Here is a 24,278-nt window from a genome sequence, read left to right as displayed (position 1 = left end):
AGTAGGCGTATTCGGTGAAAGTTTCTTCCGGTGTGATCAGCGGCGGTATCTGCGCCAGCCAGCAACTGGTGCAGACCCGCAGGTGAAGTGGATAAGTGAGCTCGGGCTCGTCGAGCTGTTCCGCAGTGAGGAAGAGCTCACAGGGCGGAGTCGCCCCGAGATCCACCACACCGACCAGGTCGGCCGAACCACACAGCCGGCACGATGTCCTCAACAATGGGCCCCACCCGAAAATGACAAGATTTCCCCCTATGGCAAACCCACAGCCGTACTTCGGGTGGGCGCCAAGGAGTGTTACAAGTATCTTCATGAAGCACCTGAGCATCAGTGGAGCATTTGTCTACACCCCCCGCATCCACAGCGATCCGCGGGGCGACTTCCTGGAAAGTTTCCGCGCCGCCGACCTGCGGGAGGCGCTGGGGCAATCGATGGACCTCGCGCAGGTGAACTGTTCGGTCTCCAGACGCGGCGTGCTGCGCGGCGTCCACTTCGCCGACGTCCCCCCGGGCCAGGCCAAATACGTCATGTGCGTCTCGGGCGAGGTGCTCGACGTCGTCGTGGACGTGCGCGTCGGCTCGCCCACCTTCGGCCGGTGGGAGGCGGTGCGGCTGAACGACGTGTCGCGCTGCGGGATCTACCTCTCCGAGGGCCTGGGGCACGCCTTCATGGCGCTCAGCGAGTCGGCCACCGTCCTCTACCTCTGCTCCACCACGTACGACCCGGCGCGTGAGCACGGCGTCCACCCGCTGGACCCGGATCTCGGCATCGAATGGCCGCTCGACGGGGAGCCGATCCTCTCGGCCAAGGACGGCGCGGCGCCCACGCTCAAGCAGGCTCAGGAAGCGGGGATACTCCCATCGTGGTAAGTGTCGTGATACCGGCCCACAACGAGGCCAAGGTGATCGGCCGCTTGCTGGACGGCCTGCTCCGGGAGGCCGCGCCCGGCGAGTTCGACGTCGTGGTGGTGGCCAACGGCTGCACCGACGGCACGGTGGCCGCGGCGCAGCCGTACGACGTCCGCGTCGTGACGACGCCGGTCCCCTCCAAGCGCGAGGCGCTGCGGCTGGGCGACGAGGCGGCACGCGGATATCCCCGGCTGTACGTGGACGCCGACATCGAGCTGAGCACCGCCTCCGTCCGCGCGCTGGCCGATGTGCTGGCCGCGCCGGACGGGCCGCTCGCCGCCGCGCCCGAACGGGAGCTGGCGCTGGCCGATCGCCCGTGGCCGATCCGGGCCTACTACGCGATCTGGACGCGGCTGCCGCACGTGCGCGCCGGGCTGTTCGGCCGGGGCGTCATCGCGGTGAACGACGAGGGCAACGCGCGGATCCGCGCCCTGCCGCCGGCGATGGCCGACGATCTGGCCGCCTCGCTGGCGTTCACGCCGGACGAGCGCGTGATCGTGGCCGGCGCGCGTGCGGTGATCCAGACTCCGCGTACCGTCGCCGACCTGATGCGCCGACGGGTGCGGGCCACGACCAGCGTGAGCGAGCTGGAGCAGGCCTCGGCCACGGCCGGGGAGCGCACGGGCATGCGGGATCTGCTGGCCATCGTGGCCGGCGACCCGCGCCTGGTGGGCGCGGCGGTCGTGTTCGTCATGGTGGCGGTGCTGGCCAGGCGGAGAGCCGCCCGCGCGATCCGCGCGGGCGACTACACCACCTGGCTGCGTGACGAGAGCAGCCGGGACTAACCGACCGGTGTGTTCATGTCGGTGGTGATCTGTGCCGCGGTGAGTGCCTTGTTGTAGACGCGGACCTCGTCGATGAGGCCGCTGAAGTACTCACCGGAGCCGCTGTTGCCGCCGATCCGCAACGGACTCGTCCCGGTACGCAGGTTGCCACCGGTCGGATTGGTGGCGACCTGCGTGCCGTTCACGAACATCCGCAACGTCGACCCGTCATAGGTCGCCGCCACATGGCTCCAGGTGTTCAACGGCAGGTTGCTCGCCGCAGGAGCATTGGCCCCCGACGACGTATAGATGAACGCCCCGGGGCCGCTGCCCCCGCTGCCCATGATCGCGTAGGCCAGATCGCTGCCGAACTCCTTCATCAGCACCGTCCGCCACCCCGAGACGTTGTCCGGCCGCACCCATGCCTCCAGGGTCATCCCGCCGGTCAGCCGCAACGACGTGGAATCGGCCACCGTCACCCAGCTCGACGTGCCGTTGAACGACAGCGCCTGGCCGTACTTGCCGGCCGACCAGGTGGCCGCGGTGGCCGTGCCGTTGTTGCCGTTTCCGGAGGCGTCGGCGACGGCGGTGCCGTTGCCGGCGTTCATCCCGTAGGCGGCCACCAGCCCGCTGACCGTGGGCGGCTGGGTCACGACGGCCGACGCCTCGTTGGACGACGGGCTGGTGTTGCTGGACCCGTCGAAGGCCACGACGCGGTAGTAGTACGTGCCCGCCGCGACACCCGCGTCGGTGAACGCGGTGCTCGCGGTCGAGCCCACCTGGTTGGCGCCGGACGGGGTGAACCCGGCGGTGGCGGACCTGTGGACGGTGTACCCGGTCACCCCCACGTTGTCGGTCGAGGCCGTCCAGGTCAGCTGGGCGCTGCCCGGACCGCCGGTCGCCGCCAGGGAGGCCGGTGCGGTGGGCGCCTGGGTGTCGGGCGGTCCCGGCTGGCCGACGGGGGTGTTCATGTCGGTGGTGATCTGGGCCGCGGTGAGTGCCTTGTTGTAGACGCGGACCTCGTCGATGAGGCCGCTGAAGTACTCACCCGAACCGCTGTTGCCACCGATCCGCAACGGACTCGTCCCGGTACGCAGGTTGCCGCCCGTCGGGTTCGTGGCGACCTGCGTGCCGTTCACGAACATCCGCAACGTCGACCCGTCATACGTCGCCGCCACATGACTCCAGGTGTTCAACGGCAGATTGCTCGCCGCCGGCGCGTTGGCCCCTGATGAGGTGTAGATGAACGCCGCCGGCCCACTGCCCCCGCTGCCCATGATCGCGTAGGCCAGGTCGGTGCCGAACTCCTTCATCAGCACCGTCCGCCACCCCGAGACGCTCGTGGGCCGTACCCACGCCTCCAGGGTCATGCCACCGGTCAGCCGCAACGAGGCGGAGTCGGCCACCGTCACCCAGCTCGACGTGCCGTTGAACGACAGCGCCTGGCCGTACTTGCCGGTCACGTTCCACGCGGTGTTCGCGGCCGTGCCGTTGTTGCCCTTGCCGGAGGCGTCGGCGACGGCCGTGCCGCCGCCCTCGTCCATGGCGTAGGCGGCCACCAGTCCGTCCGGCGTCTGTGACCGCTGGTAGGTCGCGGTGTAGGTCGCCGCGGTGGCGGGCGCGGTGAGGTTGTGGCTGACCGCGCCGCCGTCGGACCAGGAGCTGAACGTGTGGCTGAAGCCGTCGGCGCTCTGCGGCGAGGGCGCGGAGACCGAGTTGTGGGAGCCCACGATCACCGTCCGGGTGAAGGGGGCGACGGTCTGCTCGCTGTTGAAGCCGAGCTGCAGCCCGGTGGGCGCGGTCTGGAAGGTCAGGTTCACCGTCTTCGGCTGGAGTGTCACGCTCTTGGTGTCGGTGAGGCCGTGCGCGTCCGTCACGGTCAGCCTGAGCTCCAGATGAGCGGGGTATTCGTGGTCCGGAGCGGCGAAGGACCCGCTCGCGCCGGTGAACGTGGTGATCTCGTGCTCATGGCAGGTGCCGGGGCAGTGATGCATGATCAGCTTCCAGGACATCCGCGACCCCGGGATCGTGCCGTCCTGGGCGTCCGTGCCGGTGCCGGAGAACGTGATCGTGTCCCCGACCGCCCAGGTGAGGGCGGCCGACGGGGAGTTGATGGTCGCGGTCGGCGCCGTGTTGCCCACGTTGACCGTGACGGTGGCGTCTCCCAGGCCGCCGCGCCCGTCGTCGGCGCGCAGCTTCACCACGTAGGAGCCCGGCTGGGTGTAGGTGAAGGACGGGGCGGCCGAGGTGGAGTCGTCGAAGTCGCCGTCGCCGTCCAGGTCCCACCGGAAGGTGAGCGGGTCGCCGTCGGCGTCCGCGGATCCGGCGGAGGTGAAGTTCACCGCGAGCGGCGCGTTGCCCGACGTGGCGCTCGCGCCGATGACCGCGGTCGGCGGGGTGTTGTTGTAGAGGTAGCGGATGATCTGCCCGTTGGTGAAGTCGACCGCGAAGAGGTCGCCGCCGGGGCCGGTCTGCAGCTCCACGGCGGGCATGCCCGAGTCGAACGTGGTGATGGTGGCCGGGTCGGGCAGGCCGTTGGCCCCCTTCGTCATGACCCAGACGCACGATCGGCTGTAGTCGGAGAAGAACATCGCGCCGTCGTAGGCGTCGGGGTAGGGGCCGCCGTTGTAGAAGGCCACGCCGCTGGAGGAGGAGCCGCCGGACGGGCACGGGTCGTTCGGCGCGGGCTTGGAGCCGTGGTTCCAGGAGAAGTACGGCTGAGCGTGCGCCGCGGCGCCTTCCGCATAGAGGTTCTCGCAGAGCGTCAGGTTGAGGTTGTCGTAGCCGCCCTGCCTGGCGGCGCCCTCGTAGCAGGGCCAGCCGAAGTTCTTCACTGGGCCGGTGGGGTCGGCGATCCGGTTGATCTCCTCCCACGTGTTCCAGCCGACTTCACCGGCCCAGACCTCGCCGGTGCCCGGCCGGATGGTGAAACGGAACGGGTTGCGCTGGCCGTAGGCGATGATCCTGGCCACGTTGGGGTCGCTGCTGCCGGCGTTCGGGTTGCCGGGAGCGGCCGCGCCGGTGTTCGGGTCGATCCTGATGACGGTGCCGTTGAGTGCCGCGGGGTCGCCGCCGGTGCGCGGGTCCTGCGAACGCAGCGCGCCGCCCTCGGCGGCCGGTGGGGTGAGCGCCGTGCCGACCGGCGACGGCGGGTCGCCGCACGGGTTGTCCGGGGTGACGTCGGAGCTGGTCAGGTTGTCCTGGCCGTAGTCGGCGAAGTTGAAGCTGGCACCGTCGCCGCCACTGGCGTAGAGCATGCCGTCGGGGCTGAACTTGAGGTCGCCGACGGAGTGGCTGGGGTGCTGCTGGCACCAGTCGGTGATCAGCGGGGTCTCGGCGACCGAGCCTCCCGAGGGCGCCAGCGAGGATAAGCGCCCGGTGATGAGGCAGCCGTCGCCGGTGGCGCCGGGCGGGGTCGGGCAGGGGTCGGCGCTCACGCCCGCCGTGCCCCAACGCGGCGCGGTGCCGCCGGGCACCGCGTCGTAGGCGTACAGGACGTAGATACGCGGGTCGGCCGGGAAGTTCGGGTGCAGGGCCATGCCGAGCAGCCCGCGGTCCCAGAAGTTGTGCACCTGCGTGCGCAGGTCGGCGTAGATCGCCGGCGTGGTGTCGATGATCGAGTCGAAGACCTTGATCAGGCCGCTCTTCTCGGCGACGAACACCCGGCCGTCCGAGGCGAACTCGATGTTGGTCGGGTTGGTCAGTCCGCTGAAGACGACCTGTCTCTGGAAGCTGCCCGGCAGAGCCTGCGCCGCGGACGGCGCGATGAGCGTCAGGCCGGTGGTGAGTAGCAGGACGGAAAGGAGCGCATGGCGAAGCCGCCTCAACACGAGAACCCCCTTGAGCCGAAACTCCCCCGAGCCCTGAACTCGATCTATCGCACCGAATCAGGCAGAAGTCACGAGGGCTGTCCACAAGTGGACAGCCACGCATAAAGCAACCACCCCAGCTCGTACGGCCGGCACTCCCGATCGACGGCGACCGGCGGATAGATCCGGTCCAGCACGCCGAGGCGCATCCCCTGATGCACCCCCGTCGCCACGGCCCGCACCCCGCGCACCAGTTTGCGGGGATCCGCCCTGGCCTCCTTACGCCACGTCAGAGCGAGCTCCTCGAGCACGAAGGACGGCCGCTCGATCATCCAGTCGAGGCCCTTGGAGATCTCCGCCACGTAGGCGGTGCCCCCCGCGTCGGCCAGGTCGAGCAGTGCCATCGGCCCCATCGACAGCTGATGGACGCTGTAGACCGGATAGCCCTCGACCACCGACCCGGTACGGGCGTCGTAGTGCCACCACCACTCCCCCTGCGGGCCCTGCGCGTGGCAGATGCCCTCGGCCACCTGCTCGGCCGCGCGCAACGCCTCGGCGTCGCCGGTGGCGGCGTGCAGCCGGGCCAGCGCCTGCAGCGGGTAGACCTGGTCGGCGAAGCAGCCGACGTGAGCGCGGTACCGGGGGACCAGCGCCCCCTTGCCGAGCGCGTGCGGGTAGAGCCGGTTGCCCGCCAGCCCGGCCAGCAGCCGCTCACGGGCGCGCTCGGCCCGGCCGTCGGTCACGCCGGCCGCGACCAGGGCGGCCAGCGCCCACGCCGCCTCGACGGTGTAGATCGGGCCGCCCGCGTCCAGCTCCGCGAGCCGGCTCAGCGCCAGATCCAGATCGGTGTGCCCGGCCTCCGCGGCCGCCCAGCAGATCAGCGCGGCGTCGCCGACCCCCGTCACCTCCGGCAGCCGTTTGATCAGGTTGCCCACCAGGTCGAGGAGGCTGTCACCGGCCAGGGCCGCCCGCTGCCGCTGCTCCGTCAGGGTCCCCACGCCGAGCGCGACGATCGCCGAGTAACGGATGCTGCGCCCTTCCGGCGCCGCCGTCCACGTCCCTTCGTCGTTCTGGCGGCCGCGGCGGGTGAACACGAACTCGCCGTCGGCGTAGCCCGGCGGCAGCCCGCGTACAGACAGGTCCACCATTCCCGTCACGAAGTCCCGATGTCCGGAGCTCAGCAGAGCGATCCGGTGATCCGTCACGTCGTCTCCTCGATCCTGCGTTTGACACCGGCCCGCTCCCGGAGCACCAGGAGCAGGAATCTGCCGTTGGTCCGCACGTAGCGCGGACCGAGCCGCAACGGCTCCTGCAGCATGCGGTAGAGCCATTCCAGGCCCAGGCGCTGCCAGCGCACCGGCGCCCTGCGGGTGTGCCCGGCCAGCACGTCGAACGAGCCGCCCACGCCGTGGATGATCCGCGCCCGGGTGCTCTCGCCCCACTCGCGGATGAAGATCTCCTTCTTCGGCGAGGTGATGCCGAGGAACAGCAGGTCGGCCTGGGATTCGGCGATCTCGGCGGCGACCTCGGCCGAGTCCTCCACCGAGAAATATCCGTTGCGCGACCCGGCGATGCCCAGCCCGGGGTAGCGCAGCCGTACCTCTGCCAGCACCCGGGCCAGCACCTCGTCGGTCGCGCCGAGGAAATAGGCGCGGTAGCCGCGCCGGTGCCCCTCGGCCATCAGCTCCGTGAACAGGTCGATGCCCGCCACCCGCTCGGGAAGCCGGTGACCGAGCATCCGCGCCGCCCAGACCACCGCCTGCCCGTCGGCCAGGACGAGATCGCTGTCGACCACGGACTGCCGTAACGCGGCGTCCGTACGCATGTTGACCACCTTGGCGGCGTTCACCACGCCGATGGTGAGTCTCCTGTTCTCCGAGACCGCCGCCACGCACCGCGCGATCACCTGACGCATGGTGAGGGCGTCCAGTGTGGTGCCGAGTATCGTCTTCCTGGAGGCCTGCTCCGGCAACCTCGTCATCCATCCCCCTGGGTGTCCATGACATATCGGTTCCGGCTCCGGAAACGTGACATCACGGGAGGACCAGCTCGGTGAGCGTCGCGCGATGGTCCGTCCGGGGCATCCGCAGGGTCTGAAAGCTCCGGATCGCGATCCGGGGGTCGGCCAGCACATGATCGATGGCCACCTTCGGGAACAACCGCGGCTGCTGATAGTAGGGCCAGGTCATGGCCAGCCCCTTGCCGGTGACGTCGGCGGCGTCCCGGTAGCCGGTGGCGATCAGGTCGCGCAGCACCGTGTGGTCCAGGGTGGAGTTGAAATCTCCGGCCAGCACCCGCAGGCGTCCTCCGGCGGGTGGCAACGCCCGGATGCTCGACGCCCAGCACGCCGTACGCCAGCCCTCGGAGGGCGCGCACGCGTGGACCGCGACGAGGTCCACCTCCCGCCCGCCCGGCAGGGTGACGACGGCGGGAAGGTGGCGCGGGCTCTCCACGAAGGCGGGGGCCGCGATCGGCGCGTCCCCCGGCCGCAGCGGGTAACGCGAGTAGATCGCCGCTCCCTGGGAGTCCTCCCCCGGCAGGACGATCTTGTACGGCAGCAGCCGCCCCAGCCCGAGCTCCTCCACCCGTTGCCGCATCAGGTCGGTGAACTCCAGCAGGTGCAGCACGTCCGGCCGCTCGCGCTCGACGGCGTCGACCAGGTCGGGCGGCAGCACGGAAGAGTGCAGCAGGTTGACGGCCATCACCCGCAGCACCGGGCCGCCGGCGGGCGGGTTGCCCTCCGGGATCGCGCGCGGCAGCACGATGACCGCGAAGGCGACGGTCACGACGAGCGCGGCCGCCAGCAGCGCCCCGGAGCGTAAGAAGACCGCGAACCCCAGCGGCACCAGCGCGAGCACGGCCGCGTACGGCGTGAACGACACGAGCTGGGACCAGACGAACTTCGGCTCCCATCCGCACAGGCGCAGGCCCGCCCACCCGGCGAGGCCCACGACCATGAGCCACAGCATCGAGTCCCTCAGACGACGCTGCACCGGCGTCCACGCATCAGCACCGGCCAGGCCGCGTGCAGCGCCGCCTGCCAGTGCCGGATCGGCTCCCCCCGGGTGTGCGCGAGCACGCTGTAGGCCGGCCGCTTGGCCGGGCGGGGGAAGGCCTCGCTGGTCACGGGGCGCACGCGGTCCGGATCGGCGCCGAGCAGGCTGAAGATCTCCTTGGCGAACCCGCACCAGGTGGTCTCGCCCGCGCTGGTGCCGTGGTAGACGCCCGGCGGCAGGTCCGACCGGGCCAGCCGGACGAGATAGTCCGCCAGGTCGGCCGCCCAGGTCGGCTGGCCGTACTGGTCGTCGACCACGTCGACCGTGGGCCGCTCGGCCGCCAGCCGGATCATGGTCGACACGAAGTTCGCGCCGCCCGCGCCGTAGAGCCAGGCGCTGCGCACCACGTAGTGCCCGTGCTCCAGCGCCGCGTACTCCCCGGCGAGCTTGGTCCGCCCGTACGCGTTGATCGGCCCCGTCGGCGCGTCCTCCGCGTACGGCACCACGCCGTCCCCGTCGAAGACGTAGTCGGTGGAGACGTGCACCAGCCGCGCACCCGCCAGGTCGCAGGCCTCGGCCAGCCAGCGCACGGCATGCCCGTTGACCGCCAGCGCCTCCGCCTCGCTCGCCTCTGCGTCGTCCACCGCGGTCCAGCCGGCGCAGTTGATCACGACTCTCGGCCGGTAGGCGGACACGAAGTCACGCACCGCGCGCCTGTCGCGCAGATCCAGCTCGGCCCGCCCGAGCGCGAGCACCGGCTCCCCCGTCAATGCCGCCCTGTCCAGGACGTCGGCGGCGAGCATGCCGCCGGCGCCCGTGATGAGCCACCTCATGCCGCCTCCCGGCGCAACCGATCGATCACGAGGTCCACCGGTCCCGGTGCTCGGCGTACCAGCGGACGGTGTCCTTCAGCCCCTGCTCGAACGGGATCTCCGGCCGGTAGCCGAGCGCCCGCAGCTTCGCGTCGTCCATCGAGTACCTGCGGTCGTGGCCCTTGCGGTCCTCGACGTACTCGACCGCGTCCCAGCCCCTGCCGCAGGCCTGGAGCAGGCGGCCGGTCAGCTCCTTGTTCGTCAGCTCGGCCGTGCCCGCGATGTTGTAGACCTCGCCCGGCTCCCCCTTCTCGGCCACCAGCCGGATGCCGGCGCAGTGGTCCGCGACGTGGATCCAGTCGCGGACGTTGCCGCCGTCGCCGTACAGGGGGACCTTCCGGCCGCGCATCAGGTTCGTCAGGAACAGCGGGATGAGCTTCTCCGGGTACTGTCCCGGCCCGTAGTTGTTGCCGCACCTGGTGATCGAGACGTTCAGGCCGTAGGTGATCGCGTAGGCCCGGGCGATCAGGTCGCCGGCGGCCTTCGACGCCGCGTACGGCGAGCGCGGGCGCAGCGGCGCGTCCTCGTCCCACGAGCCGATGTCGATCGACCCGTACACCTCGTCGGTCGACACCTGGACCACCTTCGGCACCCCGGCCTCCAGGCACGCCTGGAGGAGGGTCTGGGTGCCCAGCGCGTTGGTGCGCATGAACTCGGCCGCGCCCTCGATCGACCGGTCCACGTGCGACTCGGCCGCGAAGTTCACCACGAGGTCGTGGCCGGGGACGACGCTCCTGAGCAGCTCGGCGTCGCAGATGTCCCCGTGCACGAACTCGTGCCGCACTCCCTCAAGGTTGGCCCGGTTGCCGGCATACGTGAGCTTGTCCAGCACCGTGACGTACACATCGTGCAGATTGCGGACGAAGTGCGAGCCGATGAAGCCCGCACCGCCCGTCACCAGGATCCGGGTCATGAACTGATCTGTACCTTGCTGTGATCGCCCAGCACGAGACGGTGGGCTCTGGGCGTGTTGGGCGCGGGGGTGACCTCGACGTCGTGGCCGATCAGCGACGACTCGATGCGGCCGACCCCGGCGATGGAGGCTCTGGGCAGCACGATCGAATACTCGATCTCGCTGCCGGTGACGGCGCAGTCGGCGCCTATGGAGGTGAAGGGGCCGACGTAGCTGTCACGGATCCGCGCGCCGTGGCCGATGATCACCGGGCCGACGATCCTGGACCGCTCGACCACGGCCCCCTCCGCGACGACCACCCGGCCCACCAGCTCGCTGGCGCCGTCCACCTGCCCGCGTACGCTCGGCTCGACCGACTCCAGGACCAGCCGGTTGACCTCCAGCATGTCGGTGACGTTGCCGGTGTCCTTCCAGTAGCCGGAGATCACCGAGGACTCGACGCGCAGGCCCGCCTCGATCAGCCACTGGATCGCGTCGGTGATCTCCAGCTCGCCCCGCCACGACGGCTTGAGCTCGGCCACCGCCTCGTGGACGGCCGGGCTGAACAGGTAGACGCCGACCAGCGCCAGGTCGCTCTTGGGGCGGGCGGGCTTCTCCTCCAGGCCGACCACCCGGCCGGAGGCGTCGAGCTCGGCCACCCCGAACTGGCGCGGGTCACCGACCCTGGTGAGCATGATCTGGGCGGCGGGCCGCTCGCGGGCGAACCTGTCCACCAGGTCGTTGATGCCGCCCACGACGAAGTTGTCACCCAGGTACATGACGAAGTCCTCGTCGCCCAGGAACTCCCTGGCGATCAGCACGCCGTGCGCGAGCCCGAGCGGGGCCTCCTGCCGCAGGTACGTGACCTGCAGCCCGAAGGCCGAGCCGTCCCCCACGGCGGACTCGATCTCCGCGTGGGTGTCGCCGACCACCAGGCCGAGCTCCCTGATGCCCGCCGCCGCGATCGCCTCCAGCCCGTAGAAGAGGACCGGCTTGTTCGCGACCGGCACCAGCTGCTTGGCCGAGGTGTGCGTGATGGGCCGGAGCCGTGTGCCCGACCCCCCGGCGAGCACGAGTGCTTTCACCGCTAGTAAGCCCCTTCTCCACGGGTGACGACGGACCAGGTCTTCCAGAGGATCTGCAGGTCGAGGATGAGCGACCAGTTCTCCACGTACCGCAGGTCGAGGCGTACGGACTCCTCCCAGCTCAGGTTGGAGCGGCCGCTGACCTGCCAGAGCCCGGTCATGCCCGGCTTGACCACCAGCCGGCGACGGACGTCGGCGCCATACTGGCCCACCTCCTCCGGCAGCGGCGGGCGGGGGCCGACCAGGGACATCTCTCCTCGGAGCACGTTCAGCAGCTGGGGCAGCTCGTCGAGCGAGTATTTCCGCAGGAAAGCGCCTACCCGCGTGATTCTTGGATCGTTCCTAATCTTGAAGAGCACGCCGTCGAACTCGTTCGCTTCCAGAAGTGCGCTCTTGAGCCGCTCCGCATCAACCACCATCGTACGAAATTTCACTACATGGAACTCTTTGCCGCCTTTGCCGACCCTAACCTGGTGGAACAGCGCCGGCCCCTGGCTGGTGAGGCGGATCACCAGCGCGATGGCCAGCAGCGGCAGCGCCAGGAGCAGCAGGGCGGTCGCCGCGACCAGGCGGTCGAAGACGGTCTTCGCGACCTGCTTGGTGCCGTCGAACTCGGGGTGCTCCAGGTGCAGGAGCGGCATCCCCGCGACCGGCCTGATGCTGATGCGCGGCCCGGCCACGTCCATGAGCGCGGGGGCCACGAAGAGGTCGGTGCGCGCGGTCTCCAGGCTCCAGGCCAGCCGGCGCAGCGCGGCCCCGTCCAGCTCCGGGCAGGCCAGCACGGCCACGGCGTCGGCCTGCACGCGCTCGACCACCGTGGCCACGTCGCCGAAGGAGCCGAGCACGGGGATGCCGTCGAGGTCGATGTCCATCGCGCTGTCCGGAAGGCAGGCTCCCACCACCTGCATTCCGTGGTGCGGCTGCCGCCTGAACTGCATCACCAGGTCGAGAATCGACTCCCGGTGCCCGACCGCGATCACCTGACGCATGTAGTCGCCCACCGCTCTCCTTCGGTGGAGACGCTTACGCATCCGGTAGCGGAAGTACAGCGTGGACAGCAGCGCCAGCGGCAGCATCGCCATCACGAAACTGCGGGCGACCGCGGTCTGCGTCGCGTAGGCCAGGATGGCGACGGTCGCCATCAGGCCGACACCGCCGTTGAAGACGGCCTTGAACTCGTCCGTTCCCTCGCCGTTGGCACGCTGCCGGTACGCGCCGCCCATCATGAGCGCGACGGGCCAGGCGGCGATCAGGCCGAGTCCGAGCATGAACTCGACCCACGGTATGAACACCCCGGCGATGAGCCGGATGCTCAGCACGCATACGCATGCCAGCAGCGCGCATGTCGTATCACCGCCTAACAGGAGCCGTAGGTACGCGCGCGTCCAGATGCTCGACGCGCGGCGTGGCACGGCCCCGAGGAGCACGACAACGGACTCCCCAGTCCCCACCCTCATAGCACCACCCTGAGAACTCTTGTGCACCGCGATAACAGGACGTTCCTTGAACCACATGGGTTGACATGTCCCACGCACAATCAAGGGCGGCGGCCCCCACTAAAGAGTAAAGATCGATTCCGGTACGGGGAATAACGTCCAATGTCCACAATCGGACGAGGGCTCAGCAGCTGAAGGGCTTGACGGAACGATCCATAAGTGCAGCGGTCTAGCTGGCAAAATGTACGGTTTACGGTGGAATTTCGGCAGGTTGCCGCCGAATCAAGCCGCTAGTCGTACTCCAGATCCGGCAATGCGGACGGCGGGTCAGGACTGCGCCAGACGACCACAACCCCGTCATGCGCGGAGTCGGCGGCCAGGGCCAGCCGATCGAGGTCGAAGTCCGGCAGATAGCGCAGCCGCGCCAGGAAGGTGGCGTCCGTGGCCGAACGCGGCACGACACAACCGTCGCCGTCGCGGTCGAGCAGGATGTAGAGGACGTCCTCCCCGACTTCGGTGACGACACGGACCTCCACCACGTCCTCCCAGGCGAGAGCCTCGACGCTACCGTCCGCGTAGTGACGGGTGACGCCCTCTTCCGTGACATATACGTAGGAGTCCGGCATCGGATTGCCGTGCATGGGCGCGATTCTTGCGAGTTCAGGGGCTGTCCCGCAAGGGTTCGCGCACAATGGTGCGGTTGACTCCCTCAGTGGCCGCCCCAGGAGTGGCTGAGATGCGCGGCCACCGCCGCCCTGGCCGCGTCCTCCGGGCCGTCGGCGATGGCGTCGAGCAGTTCGCGATGCTCGCGCACCAGGACGTCCCGGTCCGTGTAGACCTCCCGGAGCCGCACCGTCCCGAGGCGCGTCTCCGCGGCCAGGACCGCATAGAGCCGTTCGAGCCGGGGGCTCCCCACCGCCTCGATCAGCGCCTGGTGCATCGCCATGTGCTCGGCCACGCACTCCGACCAGGGCGCGTCGGCGGGCAGGGCCGCCATCCGGTGCAGTGCGGCCTCCGCCCCGGGGACCCGCTGACCGGCCACGGCCTGCGCCATGAGGTCTTCGAGCGGCCTGCGTACGTACATGAGATCGTCGAGGTCCGAAAGCGTCACCTCGGGGACATAAGCGCTGCGGTTGCGCTCGCGTCTCAGCAGCCCCTCGTGGACGAGGCTCGCCAGCGCTTCCCGCACGGTCGGCCTGGCGACGCCGTACGAGGCGGCGATCTCCTGCTCGGGCAGCGGGGTGCCGGGCGGGATCTCGCCGGACAGCACCCTGCTGCGCAGGGCGTCGGCGAGCGCGCCGACGGTGGAGACGGGTCTGAGCGGCAACGTCACGGCTGCGACTCTAGCTCCCTTTCCGGCACAAGCTCTTGGTCGCGTACTTTCTCCGGGATCGCCACGGCCACCAGGCTCAGCGCGAGGAGCACCAGGCCCGCGATCGAGATCGGGGCCAGCCGCTCGCCGAGCACCACCAGGCCGAGCAGCGCCGCGACGGCCGGCTCCGCCAGGGCCAGCGTGGCGGCCGTGGCCACCGGCGTGGTCCGCAGGCCCCTGCCGTACAGGAAATAGGACAGGGCTGTGGTGCCGAGGCCCAGGTAGACGACGGCGAGCAGCCCGCGCGGCTCGCCCATCCAGGCGACGCCGTTCGCCAGCAGGACGGGCAGCATGATCAGCGCCGCGCCGCCGAACATGACCCCCATGACCGCGTTGGACTCGGCCCCGCGGCCGATCGCCCGCGCCGCCATGACCGCGTAGAAGGCGTAGAGAACGCCGCCGAGCAGCGCGAACAGCAACCCCGAGACCGTCTGCCCGCCGGCCTCGGCCCCGCCTCCGACGATGAGCGCGGCGCACCCGCAGATGGCCGCCGCGGTCGCCGCGGCCCACCGCCCGCTCGGCCGGTGACCGTGGAGGAGCCAGGACAGCAACCCCGTGAAGACGGGCCCGCTGCCGATCGCCACCACGGTGCCGATGGCGACCCCCGTGCGGCCGACGGCGGCGAAGAAGCAGAGCTGGTACGCGGCCACCGCGACGGCGGCCAGCAGCAGGCCCGGCCTGATCGCCTTCCTGACACCGGCCCCGGCCACGAGCGCGAGCGCCGTCCCCCCGATGACCAGCCGCGCGGCGGCCAGCGCGACGGAGTCGGCGGAGACGAGCAGTCCTGCCGTCCCGGCCGTGCCCCAGAGCACGGAGGCAGCGACAACGGCGAGTGGTCCGTTTCTCATGCTCGCCATTGTCTGACAATTAGACAATTTCGTCCAGTTGCTGGTCGATCAGCCGCCCCGCCGGGGCCACCACCTCCCCCGCGTAGTCGTCCAGCACGGCCAGGGCGTCGTGGATGTCCGGCACGCTCTTGCGCGGGAGCTCGAACAGCGTCTCGTCCTCCGCGGTGATCGACCCCTCGAGGTGGAAGGCGCCGGCGGAGACGGCGATGGAGACCTCGAAACGGACCTCGCGGCCGTCGGGCAGCGTGAGGCCGGTGCCGACGCGGGCGCCCGCGGGCGGGAGGAAATAGGAGAAGGGCTCGCTTCTGGCGAACGGGTGACGTAATTCCGCGAGCATCCCTGACGCCCGGCTCAGGGCTTCCAGGAGACCGGCTGCGGCCAGGCTCTCGCTGTCCACCAAGAAAGGGTAGATCAGCGGGGCGGTACGTGGCCAACGGGTCAGCTGTGCGTGACGGTCACAGAGCAGCAAGGAAGACGGCGATCGGCGGGTCGGTCATGGGGCCGGGGAGGTGGCGATCGGGGGGTCGGTCGCCAGGCGGGCGTGGCGTTCGACGTCGTGGCGGACGCCGTCGTGACGGAGCTTGCCGCGTTCGATGCCCTCCGGCCGGAACCCGGCCTTCGTGGCGACCCGGCACGACGCCGGGTTGTTGACGCGATGCCCCAGCTCCAGCCGGTAGAGCCCCAGCTCGCCGAACGCCCACCGGGCCAGCTCCCCGGTGGCCGCCGCGGCGATGCCGCGCCCCCTGGCCTCGGGCAGGACCCAGTAGGACACCCAGCCGTTGTCGTGCTCGTCGAGGCGGGACAGCGCGACGTTTCCGACCACCTGCTCACCCTCGGGGCCCCCGACCGTGACGGCGAACGCGTGGCCCACCCCCTGCCAGGCGGTGATCCACCCGGCGGCGTCCTTGAGCGTGACGACGGGCCAGGACGCCTGCGTCCGCAGGTCCGGCGCCCGGAAGGCCCTCAGCACGACCGGCGCGTCGTCCGCGCGCCACTCCCGCAACCGAACGTGTACAGCGCCCACAATGCCCGACATTACCCGTAATGCACCTATAACGCGCCCTGCCCGATTTGATGCGCGGCCTCGAACTCGGCCACCATCGCCTTCGGCGCGGTCAGGCACCAGGCCTCGGCCACCAGCTCGAACAGCTCGTCAGAGTCGATCTTGTCGAGGTGCACCACCACCCAGCCGAACCGCCCGGCCGTGAACTGCACCTCGAACACCTCGGGCCGCTCGGCCACCAGCGCGATCTGCTCCTCGATCGTGGCCTTGAGCCCGACGGTCTCGGTCGCCTCCCACAGATAGCCGAAGCCCTTGTCGCGGACCTTGAGGCCGATCCACTCGCCGCCGTGGCTCATGCGGACCCCGGGCAGCTCGTCCAGCAGCTGGAGGAACTCATCGACGCTCACACCCATGCCCGCCTGTCTACCAAACCCGACCGACAGTTCCGACCGCGGCGCCGGAGCCCACTAACGTGAGAGCGATGGCCGACACACGTACCAAACTGCTCGATGCCGCGCTGGAGACGCTCAAGGAGCACGGCATCGCCGGCGTCTCCGCCCGTACGATCGCAGCGGCGGCGGGCGTCAACCAGGCCCTCGTCTTCTACCACTTCGGCAGTGTCGACCAGCTCCTCGCGGCCGCCGTCGAGCACGGCTCCCAGCAGCGCATCGCCCTCTACCGCGCCCGCTTCGCCGCCGTCACCACCCTCCGCGAGCTCCTCGACCTCGGCCGCGCGCTGCACGCGGAGGAACGGGCGGAAGGCACCGTCGCCGCCCTCGCGCAGGTCCTCGCGGGCGGCCAGACCGATCCCAAACTCGCACCGGCCACCACCACCGGCCTCAACCTGTGGATCGAGGAGGTCGAGCAGGCCCTGGGGAGGGTGCTGGCCAAGTCGCCGCTGGCGGAGTTCGTGGACGTGGCGGGCCTGGCCAAGGCCACGGCGGCGGCGTTCGTGGGCCTGGAGCTCTACGAGGGAGTGGACCCGGACGGCGCGAACCAGGCGTTCGACGCCCTGGAGAGCCTGGCGGGCCTGGTGACGGCCCTGGAGGACATGGGCCCCCTCGTACGCCGCGCCGCCCGGGCCAAGCTGCGCCGTCACTCGTAGTAGCGCACCTCCAGCACGTTGCCGTCGGGGTCGGGGAAGAACATCGTCTCGGGGGCGATACCCTGCGCGCCGAAGGAGTTGACGCCGGAGCCCGTGATCTCGACCCCGTGCCGCTTCAGCCTGACCTGCAGCTCGTCGAAATCCTCCTTTCCGACGGCCAGGCAGAAGTGATTGATCGGATGCCCGGCGCTGCCCTTGACCCCGGTGCCCTCGTCCACTCCCATGGAGGCGTCATACGCCATCAGGTCGAGGATGGTCTCGGCCGAGATCCGTACACTCGGAAACGCCGTCTTTCCCTCGCGAAACGCCTCGGCCCGCACCCCTGGCAGGCCGATAACCTGCTCGTAGAAATGCAGGGAATCGAGCTGGTCGGAGACCCAGCAGACGAGATGGTCCAGCCGCACGTCCATGCATACCTCCGCTTCTGCCGCCCCGAATCCCCCTGTCCACCTGCGGTTCCATGGTTGGACGGTGATTCAGCGGCCGACACCGGCCTGCGCCGTACTCATTTCATAATGAAAGATCCGGATGACAGCGAAGTAAACACGGCAGGTCCGGCGGCGACCGCACCGCGCCAATTGAGAAATGCGAATCCGGTGTGGATGCTCCGCGCAGAAGTGTGGACTCGGGGCCAACGACACCAACGCACCCGTCCGGCAGCCTGATCAGGCACGCGAAAACGAGTGTCAGGAGATTGAGCATGCCTTCGATCCGGGATCGCGGCGGTGGCGGTGACCGCCGCGACCCTGGCCGGCGGGGCGGTCCTCGTCTCGTCCCCCGCGCACGCGGGGTTTGGTACGGAAAGCGGTTCGACAAGTTCGTGGTGCAGGCGCGCCTCGAGCGCGACGACCGGGTGATCGCCAGCCAGTCGTGCGATCTCACCGATGAGATCAACAACGAATTCGATGGCTCGGACACCTGCACGACGAGCTACGTGACCAGCAGCGCCCAGGACGGCTGGATCGGCGACGGCAAGGTCACGTACAACATCGACGGCGACGGCAAGTCCGATTTCACCTGGAACCTGCACAGCTCGGGGGAGGTCAAGGTCCTGCCGGACGGCACCGAGGTGGGCGACGAGCCCGAGCAGGAGCCGGCGCCCGACCCCGAGGACACCCCGGAGCCCGCCGCGCAGTGACCGGTACGGGGGCGCCGGTCGTTCCCGTACCGGCTCAATCCGGCGAGGCGCCGCCGGTTCTCGTCGCCTCGGCGGCCAGGCGGGCCATCGTCAGGACGCCCTCCTGCTGCGCACTCGTCACGGCGGGTTTGTCGCCCTTGGGAAATTTCTTCGAGTAGTACAGCTTGACCAGCCGGTCGCCGACCCTGAACACGAGGGTGCTGAACGCGTCGTTCAGATTGACCCCTTCGACGGCGAAGGCCTCGTCGCCGAGACCGACCACGTCCCTCGGCGGCAGGTCCTCCGGGTCGGGGTCCTCCAGAACGCCGCCGCCCGCCGCGGACGTTTCGGCCAGTCGCCTGGCGGCGTAGATCTCCCGCGCCACCTCCGGCCCGGGCCTGCCCTGTCTCGGCGCGAACGTCTCGACCGTCAGGGAGAGAAAGTCGTCGTCCGCCGACCACGTGCAGCCGCCTGACACGGCGGTGGGCTTCCCCGGGGCCGGCAGGAGGGGCGCCACCTGCGCGAGAGTCAGCAGGTCGCAGGGGGCTCGGGTCGCAGAGGGCGAGGGTGACGGCGTTCGGACGGGCTGGCCGCGCAACGCCATGGCGGCCACCACGGCCGTACCGGCCAGCACCAGCGCACCGGCCACCACGGCGACCCGCCTGTGCCGCCCGCTCGCGAAAACAGGCGGTTCAGCCGGCTCGGGTGGTTCAGGAGCGAGCGGCAGGCCGTCGGCGATCCGGCCGAGGTCCCGACGGAGCCGATCGGCGTCCGGGCGGACGGCGGGGTCCTTGGCCAGGAGCGCGAGCAGCAAAGGGCCGAGCGGCCCCGGGAAGGACGGTTCGGCCGGCGGTTGGGTGAGCACCGCGCCGAGCACCGCCATCGGGGTGTCCCGGTGGAAGGGCGGCCGGCCCTCCGCAGCCGCGTACAAGGTGGCGCCCAGCGACCACAGGTCCGCCGGAGGGCCGTCCTCCGCCCCTCTGAGCCGTTCCGGCGCCATGTATCCCGGGGAGCCGACCAGGTCGCCGGGCGCGGTCAGCCCAGGGTCGCCGGCGTACGCCGCGATGCCGAAGTCGGTGAGCAGCGCCTGCCCGTCCGGTCCGATCATGACGTTGGCCGGTTTGACGTCGCGGTGCAGGATGCCTCGCCGGTGCGCGTGGGTGAGGGCGTCGAGCATCCGTACCCCGATCGCGGCGACCCGCTTGGGCGGCAGCCTGTCCTCGGCGCGCACCACCTCCTCCAGGGTGCGCCCCGCGACCAGGTCCATGACGATCCACGGCAGGCCGTCCTCCTCCACCACGTCGTGGACGGTGACGATCGCCGGGTGCCGGAGCCGCGCGGCGACACGTGCCTCGCGCAGGGCGCGTTCGCGCAGCTCCGCCAGCCGGTCCGCGGACACCTCCTCCTTCGGGCGCAGCTGTTTGATCGCCACCTCGCGGTCGAGCAGCTCATCACGGGCCTGCCACACGGCGCCCATGCCGCCTGCCCCGAGCAGCCTGGCCAGCCGATACCGCCCTGCCAGCAGGTGCTCGGTCATGCCCGCCTGCTGAGCTCGTACGTGACCCATCGGGCGGCACGCAGCGCCCCGGCCGCCAGCCGGCCCTCGGGGTCCTCCTTGATGTCGCCGGAGTAGGCGATCTTGACCACCACGTTGCTCACCCGTACCACGACCTCGTGGGAGAGCCGGAAGGCGCGCGGCCCCTGGTAGGAGAACGCCTCGTCACCGAGACCGGGCAGCGCGCGATACCCGGAGGGTGTGGCCTCTCTCAACCTCCTGAAGTGGTCACGACTGCGGGCGAGCTCGGCGACCGGAAAGTGCTTGAGCTCGATGTCGACACCGCGCCGCAGCGCCGTGGGAACGCCCGCTCCGAAGGTGGTGCTCCAGTGGCACTCGGCGGAGTTCGGGCCGTCCAGCTGCTCATCGGTGATGAACGGGGCAGGGACGAGCTCGGCGAACTGGGCGTCGGTGAGCAGCCCGCAGGCGACCGGCGACGTCACGATGTAGCCCCGGGCGGCGGCGGCTCTGTTCACGTCGAATCCCGCCTTCACCCGGGCGCCGAGTACTCCGGCGCCACCGGCCAGCACGACGGAGCAGGCGGCCACGGCGGCGACAACGCTCCGGGGAACGATCAACAGTCTGCGGTCCGGGCGGCCCGCGGCGATCCGCCGCAACCGCCTGCCCAGCTCGCGCGGGCGGGGCCGGTCCAGGGGGTCCTTCGCGAGCAGCGCCTCCAGCAGCGGGGTGAGCGGGCCCGCGTGCACCGGCGAGGCAGGCCGCTCGGTCAGGACAGTGCCCGTGGTGGCCAGCGCGGTCGTCCCCCGGTACGGAGGCGCGCCTTCGACCGCGGCGTACAGGGTCGCCCCCAGCGACCACAGGTCCGAGGCCGGTCCCGGCTCGCCCGCCAGGCACTCGGGCGCGGTGAAACCCGGGACCCCCGCGGACGACCCCACGCCCGCACCGAACCCGGCGAGCCTGGCCCGGCCGTCACCGGCGATCACCACGGCGGCCGGGCTGACGGCGCCGTGCAGGACACCCCGGCGATGGGCCGCGACCAGGGCCGCCAGCAGGTCCAGTCCGAGCGCGGCCATCCGCTCGACGGGCAGCCGCCCCTGGTCGGCGAGGACCTGGGCCAGGCTGGCACCGTCCTCCAGGCCGGTGACGGTCCACAGCCGGTCGCCGGCCGTGACCAGGTCGTGGACCACGGCGACCGGGGCGTTCCCGATGGCGTCCACGGCGCTGAGCCGCTCGATCACGTGCTCGCGCCACTCGGCCGGATCGGTCCCGGCGGGCGCGGGCAGTTCTTGCGCCAGCACGTCACGAGCGAGCAGGTCGTCGTGGGCCAGCCAGGCGGGGCCGCCCATCCCGTCCGCCCCGAGCAGGACGCGCAAGCTGTACCTGCCGTTCATCACTCCAGGCCCTCCACACTGCGGCGTGCCAGCTCGATCAGGCGCTCGTTCAGCGGGCCGAGGACCTCCGCCTGCTGCGTGACGTCCTGCAGCGTGTAGTCGACCGAGACCACGACGGTGTCGAGGCGATAGACGACGTTGGAGTAGAGCAGGTAGCGCCCACCCAGCCCCTTGCCCAGGCCTGCGAACAGGACCGCCTCGTCGCCGAGGCCGGAGACGGGCGTGACAAGCCGGCCCGCGGGGTCGACGGGCAGGAACCGCTCACGCAGGCTCTCCAGCTTCTGCCGACGGCGGGCGAACTCCCGTACGGCCTGGTCCTCGTCGCTCCCATGCCACTTGGCCCACACGTATACGAGGGGGTTCTGGCCGGCTTTGAGCGCCGCGTCGCCCGTCATGATCCGGCACTGGCTAACCGCCGGGTCGGGCGGGTTGGACGTGAAGGGCGTCGTCCTGGGCTGCGCGACCAGTGTCTGAATGTCCTTGACCGTGAGCAGGCCACAGGCCTGGACCGGCGCCATGACATGCCGAGGCCGCGAGTTGACGACGGCGAGCGTCGCGGCGGTCACGGCGACGGCGCTCGCGCAGGCGGCGGCCACGACGAGCTTCCGGCGCCGCCTGCGGCGCAGGTCGAGCCGCATCACCAGCCACGGCGTGCCCCCTTCGACCACGAGATCGTGGACGGCCGTGAGGGCCACCGCGCGGCTCTGCACCGCCTGACCCGCTGCGGCGAACTCCGCCGCCACGTCCTCCTCGGACGTCCCCCGCGCCGGCGTGACGGCGACCTCCCTGCGCAGCAGCTCGTCACGGGCCCGCCAGATGCCCGTGTCACCCAGCCGGTCCGTCAGGCGGTAGCGTCCGGCCAGTACCTGCTCCTCCGTCACCGGGCTCACCCCACCCGCTCCAGTGCCCGGACCGTCCACGTGGCGGCCTGCCTGGAGCCCCGTTCCAGCCGCCCGCCACGGTCGGGGTGGCGCCGTAGGCCCGGTAGTCGATCTCGGCGATCAGGTTGTCGAGCCGGACGACCGTGCTCCGGGCGAACCCCGGCAGCGCGCTCATGTCGCCGCGCGCCGCGTACGCCTGGTCGCCCAGCCCCGTCACGGGTGACGGGGAGGTGGCGTCCGCCCGCAGCGCCTCGACGTACTCCCTGGCCCGGGCCTGGCTCGGCAGGAGCCGCAACCTGATCACCAGGCCGTGCCGGGGTTTCTTCGCGGTGTCGACCGAGTCCCACTCGCACCCGCCGCGCCCGTCGCGCCGGCTGAACGGGTCGCGGACCAGCGCGCCGAACTGGGCCTTCGTGAGCAGCCCGCAGGCGTACGGCACCTCGGCGAACCGCCCGGAGACCGGCTCGGCCGTGAGCGGCGCCTCGGGAGGGGGCAGAGCCGGGCGGCCGGGAGCCGCGGCGGCGGGCAGCCGGCTGTAGAGCACGCCGACGGCGGCGGCCAGACCGATCAGCATCACCACGACCAGGACCGCCATCGGCCTGGAGACGGCGACGCCACCTTTTCCTGTCATCGGCTCATCCCCCGTGGTTCAGCGCGGTCGCGACCCACTGGGCCGCGGTCCGCGCGCGCCGCTCGATCAGTTCGGCGTCGTCGGCCTCGTTGATGTTGGCGTACGTCACCCTGAGGACCACGTTGGAGACCCTGAAGGTCACCTCGGATGCGATCCGGCCGCCCATCCATCGGTCGTTGGTGTGCACGAGCACCGCTTCCTCGCCCACTCCGGCGACCGGGACCCCGGCCGACGTCCGCACAGTGGTCCGTTTCAGGCCGATCTCCGCCCACTGCATGGCCGCCCACGTGCTCGTGTCGGAGTACTGGGATCGGTGGCCGACGAAGGTGTGATGGCCCTTCCGCGGGGTCCTGCCCCACGGCTCGTCGCCGACGATCCCCACCGACACCCCTGACCCTTCGGGCAGGACGGTGTCCTCCGTGAAACGCCGGACGGTGTCGGAGCCCGCGGGAACCTCGTCACCCTTCTTGAACCGGTGCCCGGGCCCCTTGACCGTCCAACTGCAGCTGGAGCCTTTCCAGCTTCCGCCGGTATCGGCCGCCTTCGGGAGTAGTCGCCGAACCTGCTCGGGCGTGAGGAGCTCGCACAGTTTGACGGGGACACCGAACCTGCCCGGCTCGTCGATCGGGTCGGTGACCGGCTTCGCGGCGGCCACGGGCAGGGCCGCCGTACCGGGAGCGCCGAGCAGGAAACCGGCGGCGGCCGCGAGCACGCTGGCGATCACGGTCCCCGCGAGCAGGGTGCCCGCCTTGACGCGGCGACGGCCCGCCTGTCGCCGCTCGGCCGTCACGACGCCCGCCTCACCGCGTACGGCGTCGCCGGGGCGTTCGTGCGCTTCGACGGCGGCGGCTTCCGCCAGCATCGCACCGGCCGTGGCGGCATCGGGCCTGGCCTCCAGGGACGCGTCCAGCAGGCCCATCAGCACAGGCACCAGCGAGCCCGCCAGCACGGGCGGGCGCGGCCGCCCGGTCAGCACCGCGGCGAGCACCGCCATCGGCGAGTCACCCGAGTACGGCGGCACGCCCTCGACCGCCGTGTAGAGCGTGGCGCCCAGCGACCACAGGTCCGACGCCGGCCCGGCGGGCTCGCCGCGCAGGAGTTCCGGCGCGATGTAGCCGGGCGACCCGACGACCACCCCCTCCGTGGTGATCGCCACCTGCCCCTCGACCGTGGCGATGCCGAAGTCCGTGAGAACGGTGTGGCCGTCCTGGTGCAGGAAGACGTTGGCGGGCTTCACGTCCCGATGCAGCACCCCGGCCTCGTGCACGAACGCCAGCGCCGCCAGCACCTCGCCGCCGATCGCCGCGACCCGCCCGGCGGGCAGCGGGCCCTCCTCCTCGACCGCCTCCTGCAGCGACCTGCCGTCCAGCGCCTCCATGACCAGCCACGGTTTGCCGTCCTGCGAGATCACATCATGGAGGGCGACGACGCCCGGATGCCGCACCCTCGCGGCCACCCGCGCCTCGCGCAGCACCCGCTCGCGGGTCTCCGCCTGTTCGGCGAGCAAGGTGACCTCCTTGACCGCCACGTCACGGTCGAGGAACTCGTCCCGGGCCAGCCAGACAGTACCCATGCCGCCACTGCCGAGCCGCCTGAGCAACCGATATCGACCCGATAAGACGATATTCGGGGCAGAGGTCATGGATCAGCAGAGT

Annotated in this window: 24 protein-coding genes and 1 pseudogene; 4 read left to right on the top strand and 21 right to left on the bottom strand. The window is 70.9% G+C overall.

Annotation, left to right across the window (positions count from 1 at the left end):
- Positions 1-28: 28 nt before the first annotated feature.
- Positions 29-310 (bottom strand): annotated as a pseudogene (locus ACIHFD_RS54440) (class I SAM-dependent methyltransferase); the annotation flags it as partial.
- Here ACIHFD_RS54440 and rfbC point away from each other — a divergent pair.
- A complete protein-coding gene (gene rfbC, locus ACIHFD_RS54435) occupies positions 309-866 on the top strand; it encodes a dTDP-4-dehydrorhamnose 3,5-epimerase (RefSeq protein ID WP_350733516.1) in 558 nt (185 codons plus the stop codon). The pseudogene ACIHFD_RS54440 and the gene rfbC overlap by 2 nt on opposite strands.
- Positions 860-1,690: a glycosyltransferase gene (locus ACIHFD_RS54430; RefSeq protein ID WP_350733515.1), complete on the top strand. Its 831-nt coding sequence runs from the start codon at positions 860-862 to the stop codon at positions 1,688-1,690. The genes rfbC and ACIHFD_RS54430 overlap by 7 nt, the downstream gene beginning before the upstream one ends.
- On the opposite strand, the gene ACIHFD_RS54425 is transcribed toward ACIHFD_RS54430, so the two are convergent.
- The 14 genes from ACIHFD_RS54425 to ACIHFD_RS54360 form a co-directional block, all read right to left on the bottom strand.
- The gene (locus ACIHFD_RS54425) at positions 1,687-5,499 is read right to left on the bottom strand and encodes a LamG-like jellyroll fold domain-containing protein (RefSeq protein ID WP_397373620.1); all 3,813 of its coding nucleotides are present in this window, start codon (positions 5,497-5,499) and stop codon (positions 1,687-1,689) included. The two genes, ACIHFD_RS54430 and ACIHFD_RS54425, sit on opposite strands and share 4 nt — an antisense overlap.
- 68 nt (positions 5,500-5,567) lie before the next feature.
- Positions 5,568-6,683, bottom strand: coding sequence for a hypothetical protein (locus tag ACIHFD_RS54420; protein ID WP_397373619.1), 1,116 nt, complete (start codon positions 6,681-6,683; stop codon positions 5,568-5,570).
- The gene (locus ACIHFD_RS54415; RefSeq protein ID WP_397373618.1) at positions 6,680-7,459 is read right to left on the bottom strand and encodes a WecB/TagA/CpsF family glycosyltransferase; all 780 of its coding nucleotides are present in this window, start codon (positions 7,457-7,459) and stop codon (positions 6,680-6,682) included. Before ACIHFD_RS54415 ends, ACIHFD_RS54420 begins: the two co-directional genes overlap by 4 nt.
- 52 nt (positions 7,460-7,511) lie before the next feature.
- Positions 7,512-8,471 (bottom strand): endonuclease/exonuclease/phosphatase family protein, encoded by a 960-nt coding sequence (locus ACIHFD_RS54410; RefSeq protein ID WP_397373617.1) that lies wholly within the window; start codon positions 8,469-8,471, stop codon positions 7,512-7,514.
- The gene (rfbD, locus tag ACIHFD_RS54405) at positions 8,456-9,307 is read right to left on the bottom strand and encodes a dTDP-4-dehydrorhamnose reductase (protein ID WP_397373616.1); all 852 of its coding nucleotides are present in this window, start codon (positions 9,305-9,307) and stop codon (positions 8,456-8,458) included. The genes ACIHFD_RS54410 and rfbD overlap by 16 nt, the downstream gene beginning before the upstream one ends.
- A 25-nt stretch (positions 9,308-9,332) precedes the next feature.
- The gene (rfbB, locus tag ACIHFD_RS54400; protein WP_350733504.1) at positions 9,333-10,259 is read right to left on the bottom strand and encodes a dTDP-glucose 4,6-dehydratase; all 927 of its coding nucleotides are present in this window, start codon (positions 10,257-10,259) and stop codon (positions 9,333-9,335) included.
- Complete coding sequence (locus ACIHFD_RS54395) at positions 10,256-11,323, bottom strand: glucose-1-phosphate thymidylyltransferase (protein WP_397373615.1); 1,068 nt, start codon at positions 11,321-11,323, stop codon at positions 10,256-10,258. Before ACIHFD_RS54395 ends, rfbB begins: the two co-directional genes overlap by 4 nt.
- A gap of 2 nt (positions 11,324-11,325) precedes the next feature.
- Positions 11,326-12,780, bottom strand: a complete 1,455-nt coding sequence (locus tag ACIHFD_RS54390) for a sugar transferase (protein ID WP_397373614.1) — start codon at positions 12,778-12,780, stop codon at positions 11,326-11,328.
- A gap of 269 nt (positions 12,781-13,049) precedes the next feature.
- Positions 13,050-13,400: a hypothetical protein gene (locus ACIHFD_RS54385; RefSeq protein ID WP_397373613.1), complete on the bottom strand. Its 351-nt coding sequence runs from the start codon at positions 13,398-13,400 to the stop codon at positions 13,050-13,052.
- 68 nt (positions 13,401-13,468) lie between these two features.
- Positions 13,469-14,092, bottom strand: a complete 624-nt coding sequence (locus ACIHFD_RS54380; protein WP_350733497.1) for a GntR family transcriptional regulator — start codon at positions 14,090-14,092, stop codon at positions 13,469-13,471.
- On the bottom strand, positions 14,089-14,979 hold the full coding sequence (locus ACIHFD_RS54375; RefSeq protein WP_397373612.1) for a DMT family transporter: 891 nt from the start codon (positions 14,977-14,979) through the stop codon (positions 14,089-14,091). The genes ACIHFD_RS54380 and ACIHFD_RS54375 overlap by 4 nt, the downstream gene beginning before the upstream one ends.
- 19 nt (positions 14,980-14,998) lie before the next feature.
- Positions 14,999-15,376: a hypothetical protein gene (locus ACIHFD_RS54370; RefSeq protein WP_397373611.1), complete on the bottom strand. Its 378-nt coding sequence runs from the start codon at positions 15,374-15,376 to the stop codon at positions 14,999-15,001.
- Positions 15,377-15,472: 96 nt separating this feature from the next.
- Positions 15,473-16,003 carry a GNAT family N-acetyltransferase gene (locus ACIHFD_RS54365; protein ID WP_397373610.1) on the bottom strand — a complete coding sequence of 177 codons (531 nt, stop codon included), beginning with the start codon at positions 16,001-16,003 and terminating at the stop codon, positions 15,473-15,475.
- Between the two features lie 26 nt (positions 16,004-16,029).
- Positions 16,030-16,395, bottom strand: coding sequence for an MmcQ/YjbR family DNA-binding protein (locus tag ACIHFD_RS54360; protein ID WP_350733490.1), 366 nt, complete (start codon positions 16,393-16,395; stop codon positions 16,030-16,032).
- Positions 16,396-16,463: 68 nt separating this feature from the next.
- Here ACIHFD_RS54360 and ACIHFD_RS54355 point away from each other — a divergent pair, with 68 nt between their 5' ends.
- A complete protein-coding gene (locus tag ACIHFD_RS54355; RefSeq protein WP_363981150.1) occupies positions 16,464-17,087 on the top strand; it encodes a TetR family transcriptional regulator in 624 nt (207 codons plus the stop codon).
- On the opposite strand, the gene ACIHFD_RS54350 is transcribed toward ACIHFD_RS54355, so the two are convergent.
- The gene (locus ACIHFD_RS54350) at positions 17,078-17,497 is read right to left on the bottom strand and encodes a VOC family protein (RefSeq protein ID WP_350733487.1); all 420 of its coding nucleotides are present in this window, start codon (positions 17,495-17,497) and stop codon (positions 17,078-17,080) included. The two genes, ACIHFD_RS54355 and ACIHFD_RS54350, sit on opposite strands and share 10 nt — an antisense overlap.
- Positions 17,498-17,787: 290 nt before the next feature.
- On the opposite strand from ACIHFD_RS54350, the gene ACIHFD_RS54345 reads away from it, so the two are divergent.
- Positions 17,788-18,225: a hypothetical protein gene (locus ACIHFD_RS54345; protein WP_397373609.1), complete on the top strand. Its 438-nt coding sequence runs from the start codon at positions 17,788-17,790 to the stop codon at positions 18,223-18,225.
- A 34-nt stretch (positions 18,226-18,259) separates the two neighbouring features.
- Here the strand turns inward: ACIHFD_RS54345 and ACIHFD_RS54340 are convergent, their stop codons facing one another.
- The 5 genes from ACIHFD_RS54340 to ACIHFD_RS54320 are packed head-to-tail and all read right to left on the bottom strand — an operon-like array spanning position 18,260 to position 24,265.
- On the bottom strand, positions 18,260-19,741 hold the full coding sequence (locus ACIHFD_RS54340; protein WP_397373608.1) for a serine/threonine-protein kinase: 1,482 nt from the start codon (positions 19,739-19,741) through the stop codon (positions 18,260-18,262).
- Positions 19,738-21,111 carry a hypothetical protein gene (locus tag ACIHFD_RS54335; protein WP_397373606.1) on the bottom strand — a complete coding sequence of 458 codons (1,374 nt, stop codon included), beginning with the start codon at positions 21,109-21,111 and terminating at the stop codon, positions 19,738-19,740. The genes ACIHFD_RS54340 and ACIHFD_RS54335 overlap by 4 nt, the downstream gene beginning before the upstream one ends.
- Positions 21,111-21,992 (bottom strand): hypothetical protein, encoded by an 882-nt coding sequence (locus ACIHFD_RS54330; protein WP_397373605.1) that lies wholly within the window; start codon positions 21,990-21,992, stop codon positions 21,111-21,113. Before ACIHFD_RS54330 ends, ACIHFD_RS54335 begins: the two co-directional genes overlap by 1 nt.
- Positions 21,937-22,623, bottom strand: coding sequence for a hypothetical protein (locus tag ACIHFD_RS54325; protein WP_397373604.1), 687 nt, complete (start codon positions 22,621-22,623; stop codon positions 21,937-21,939). Before ACIHFD_RS54325 ends, ACIHFD_RS54330 begins: the two co-directional genes overlap by 56 nt.
- Before the next feature lie 4 nt (positions 22,624-22,627).
- A complete protein-coding gene (locus tag ACIHFD_RS54320; protein ID WP_397373603.1) occupies positions 22,628-24,265 on the bottom strand; it encodes a serine/threonine-protein kinase in 1,638 nt (545 codons plus the stop codon).
- Between the last annotated feature and the right edge of the window lie 13 nt (positions 24,266-24,278).

The organism is Nonomuraea sp. NPDC051941 (assembly GCF_044593615.1).
This window is presented reverse-complemented; position numbering and strand designations above follow the sequence as displayed.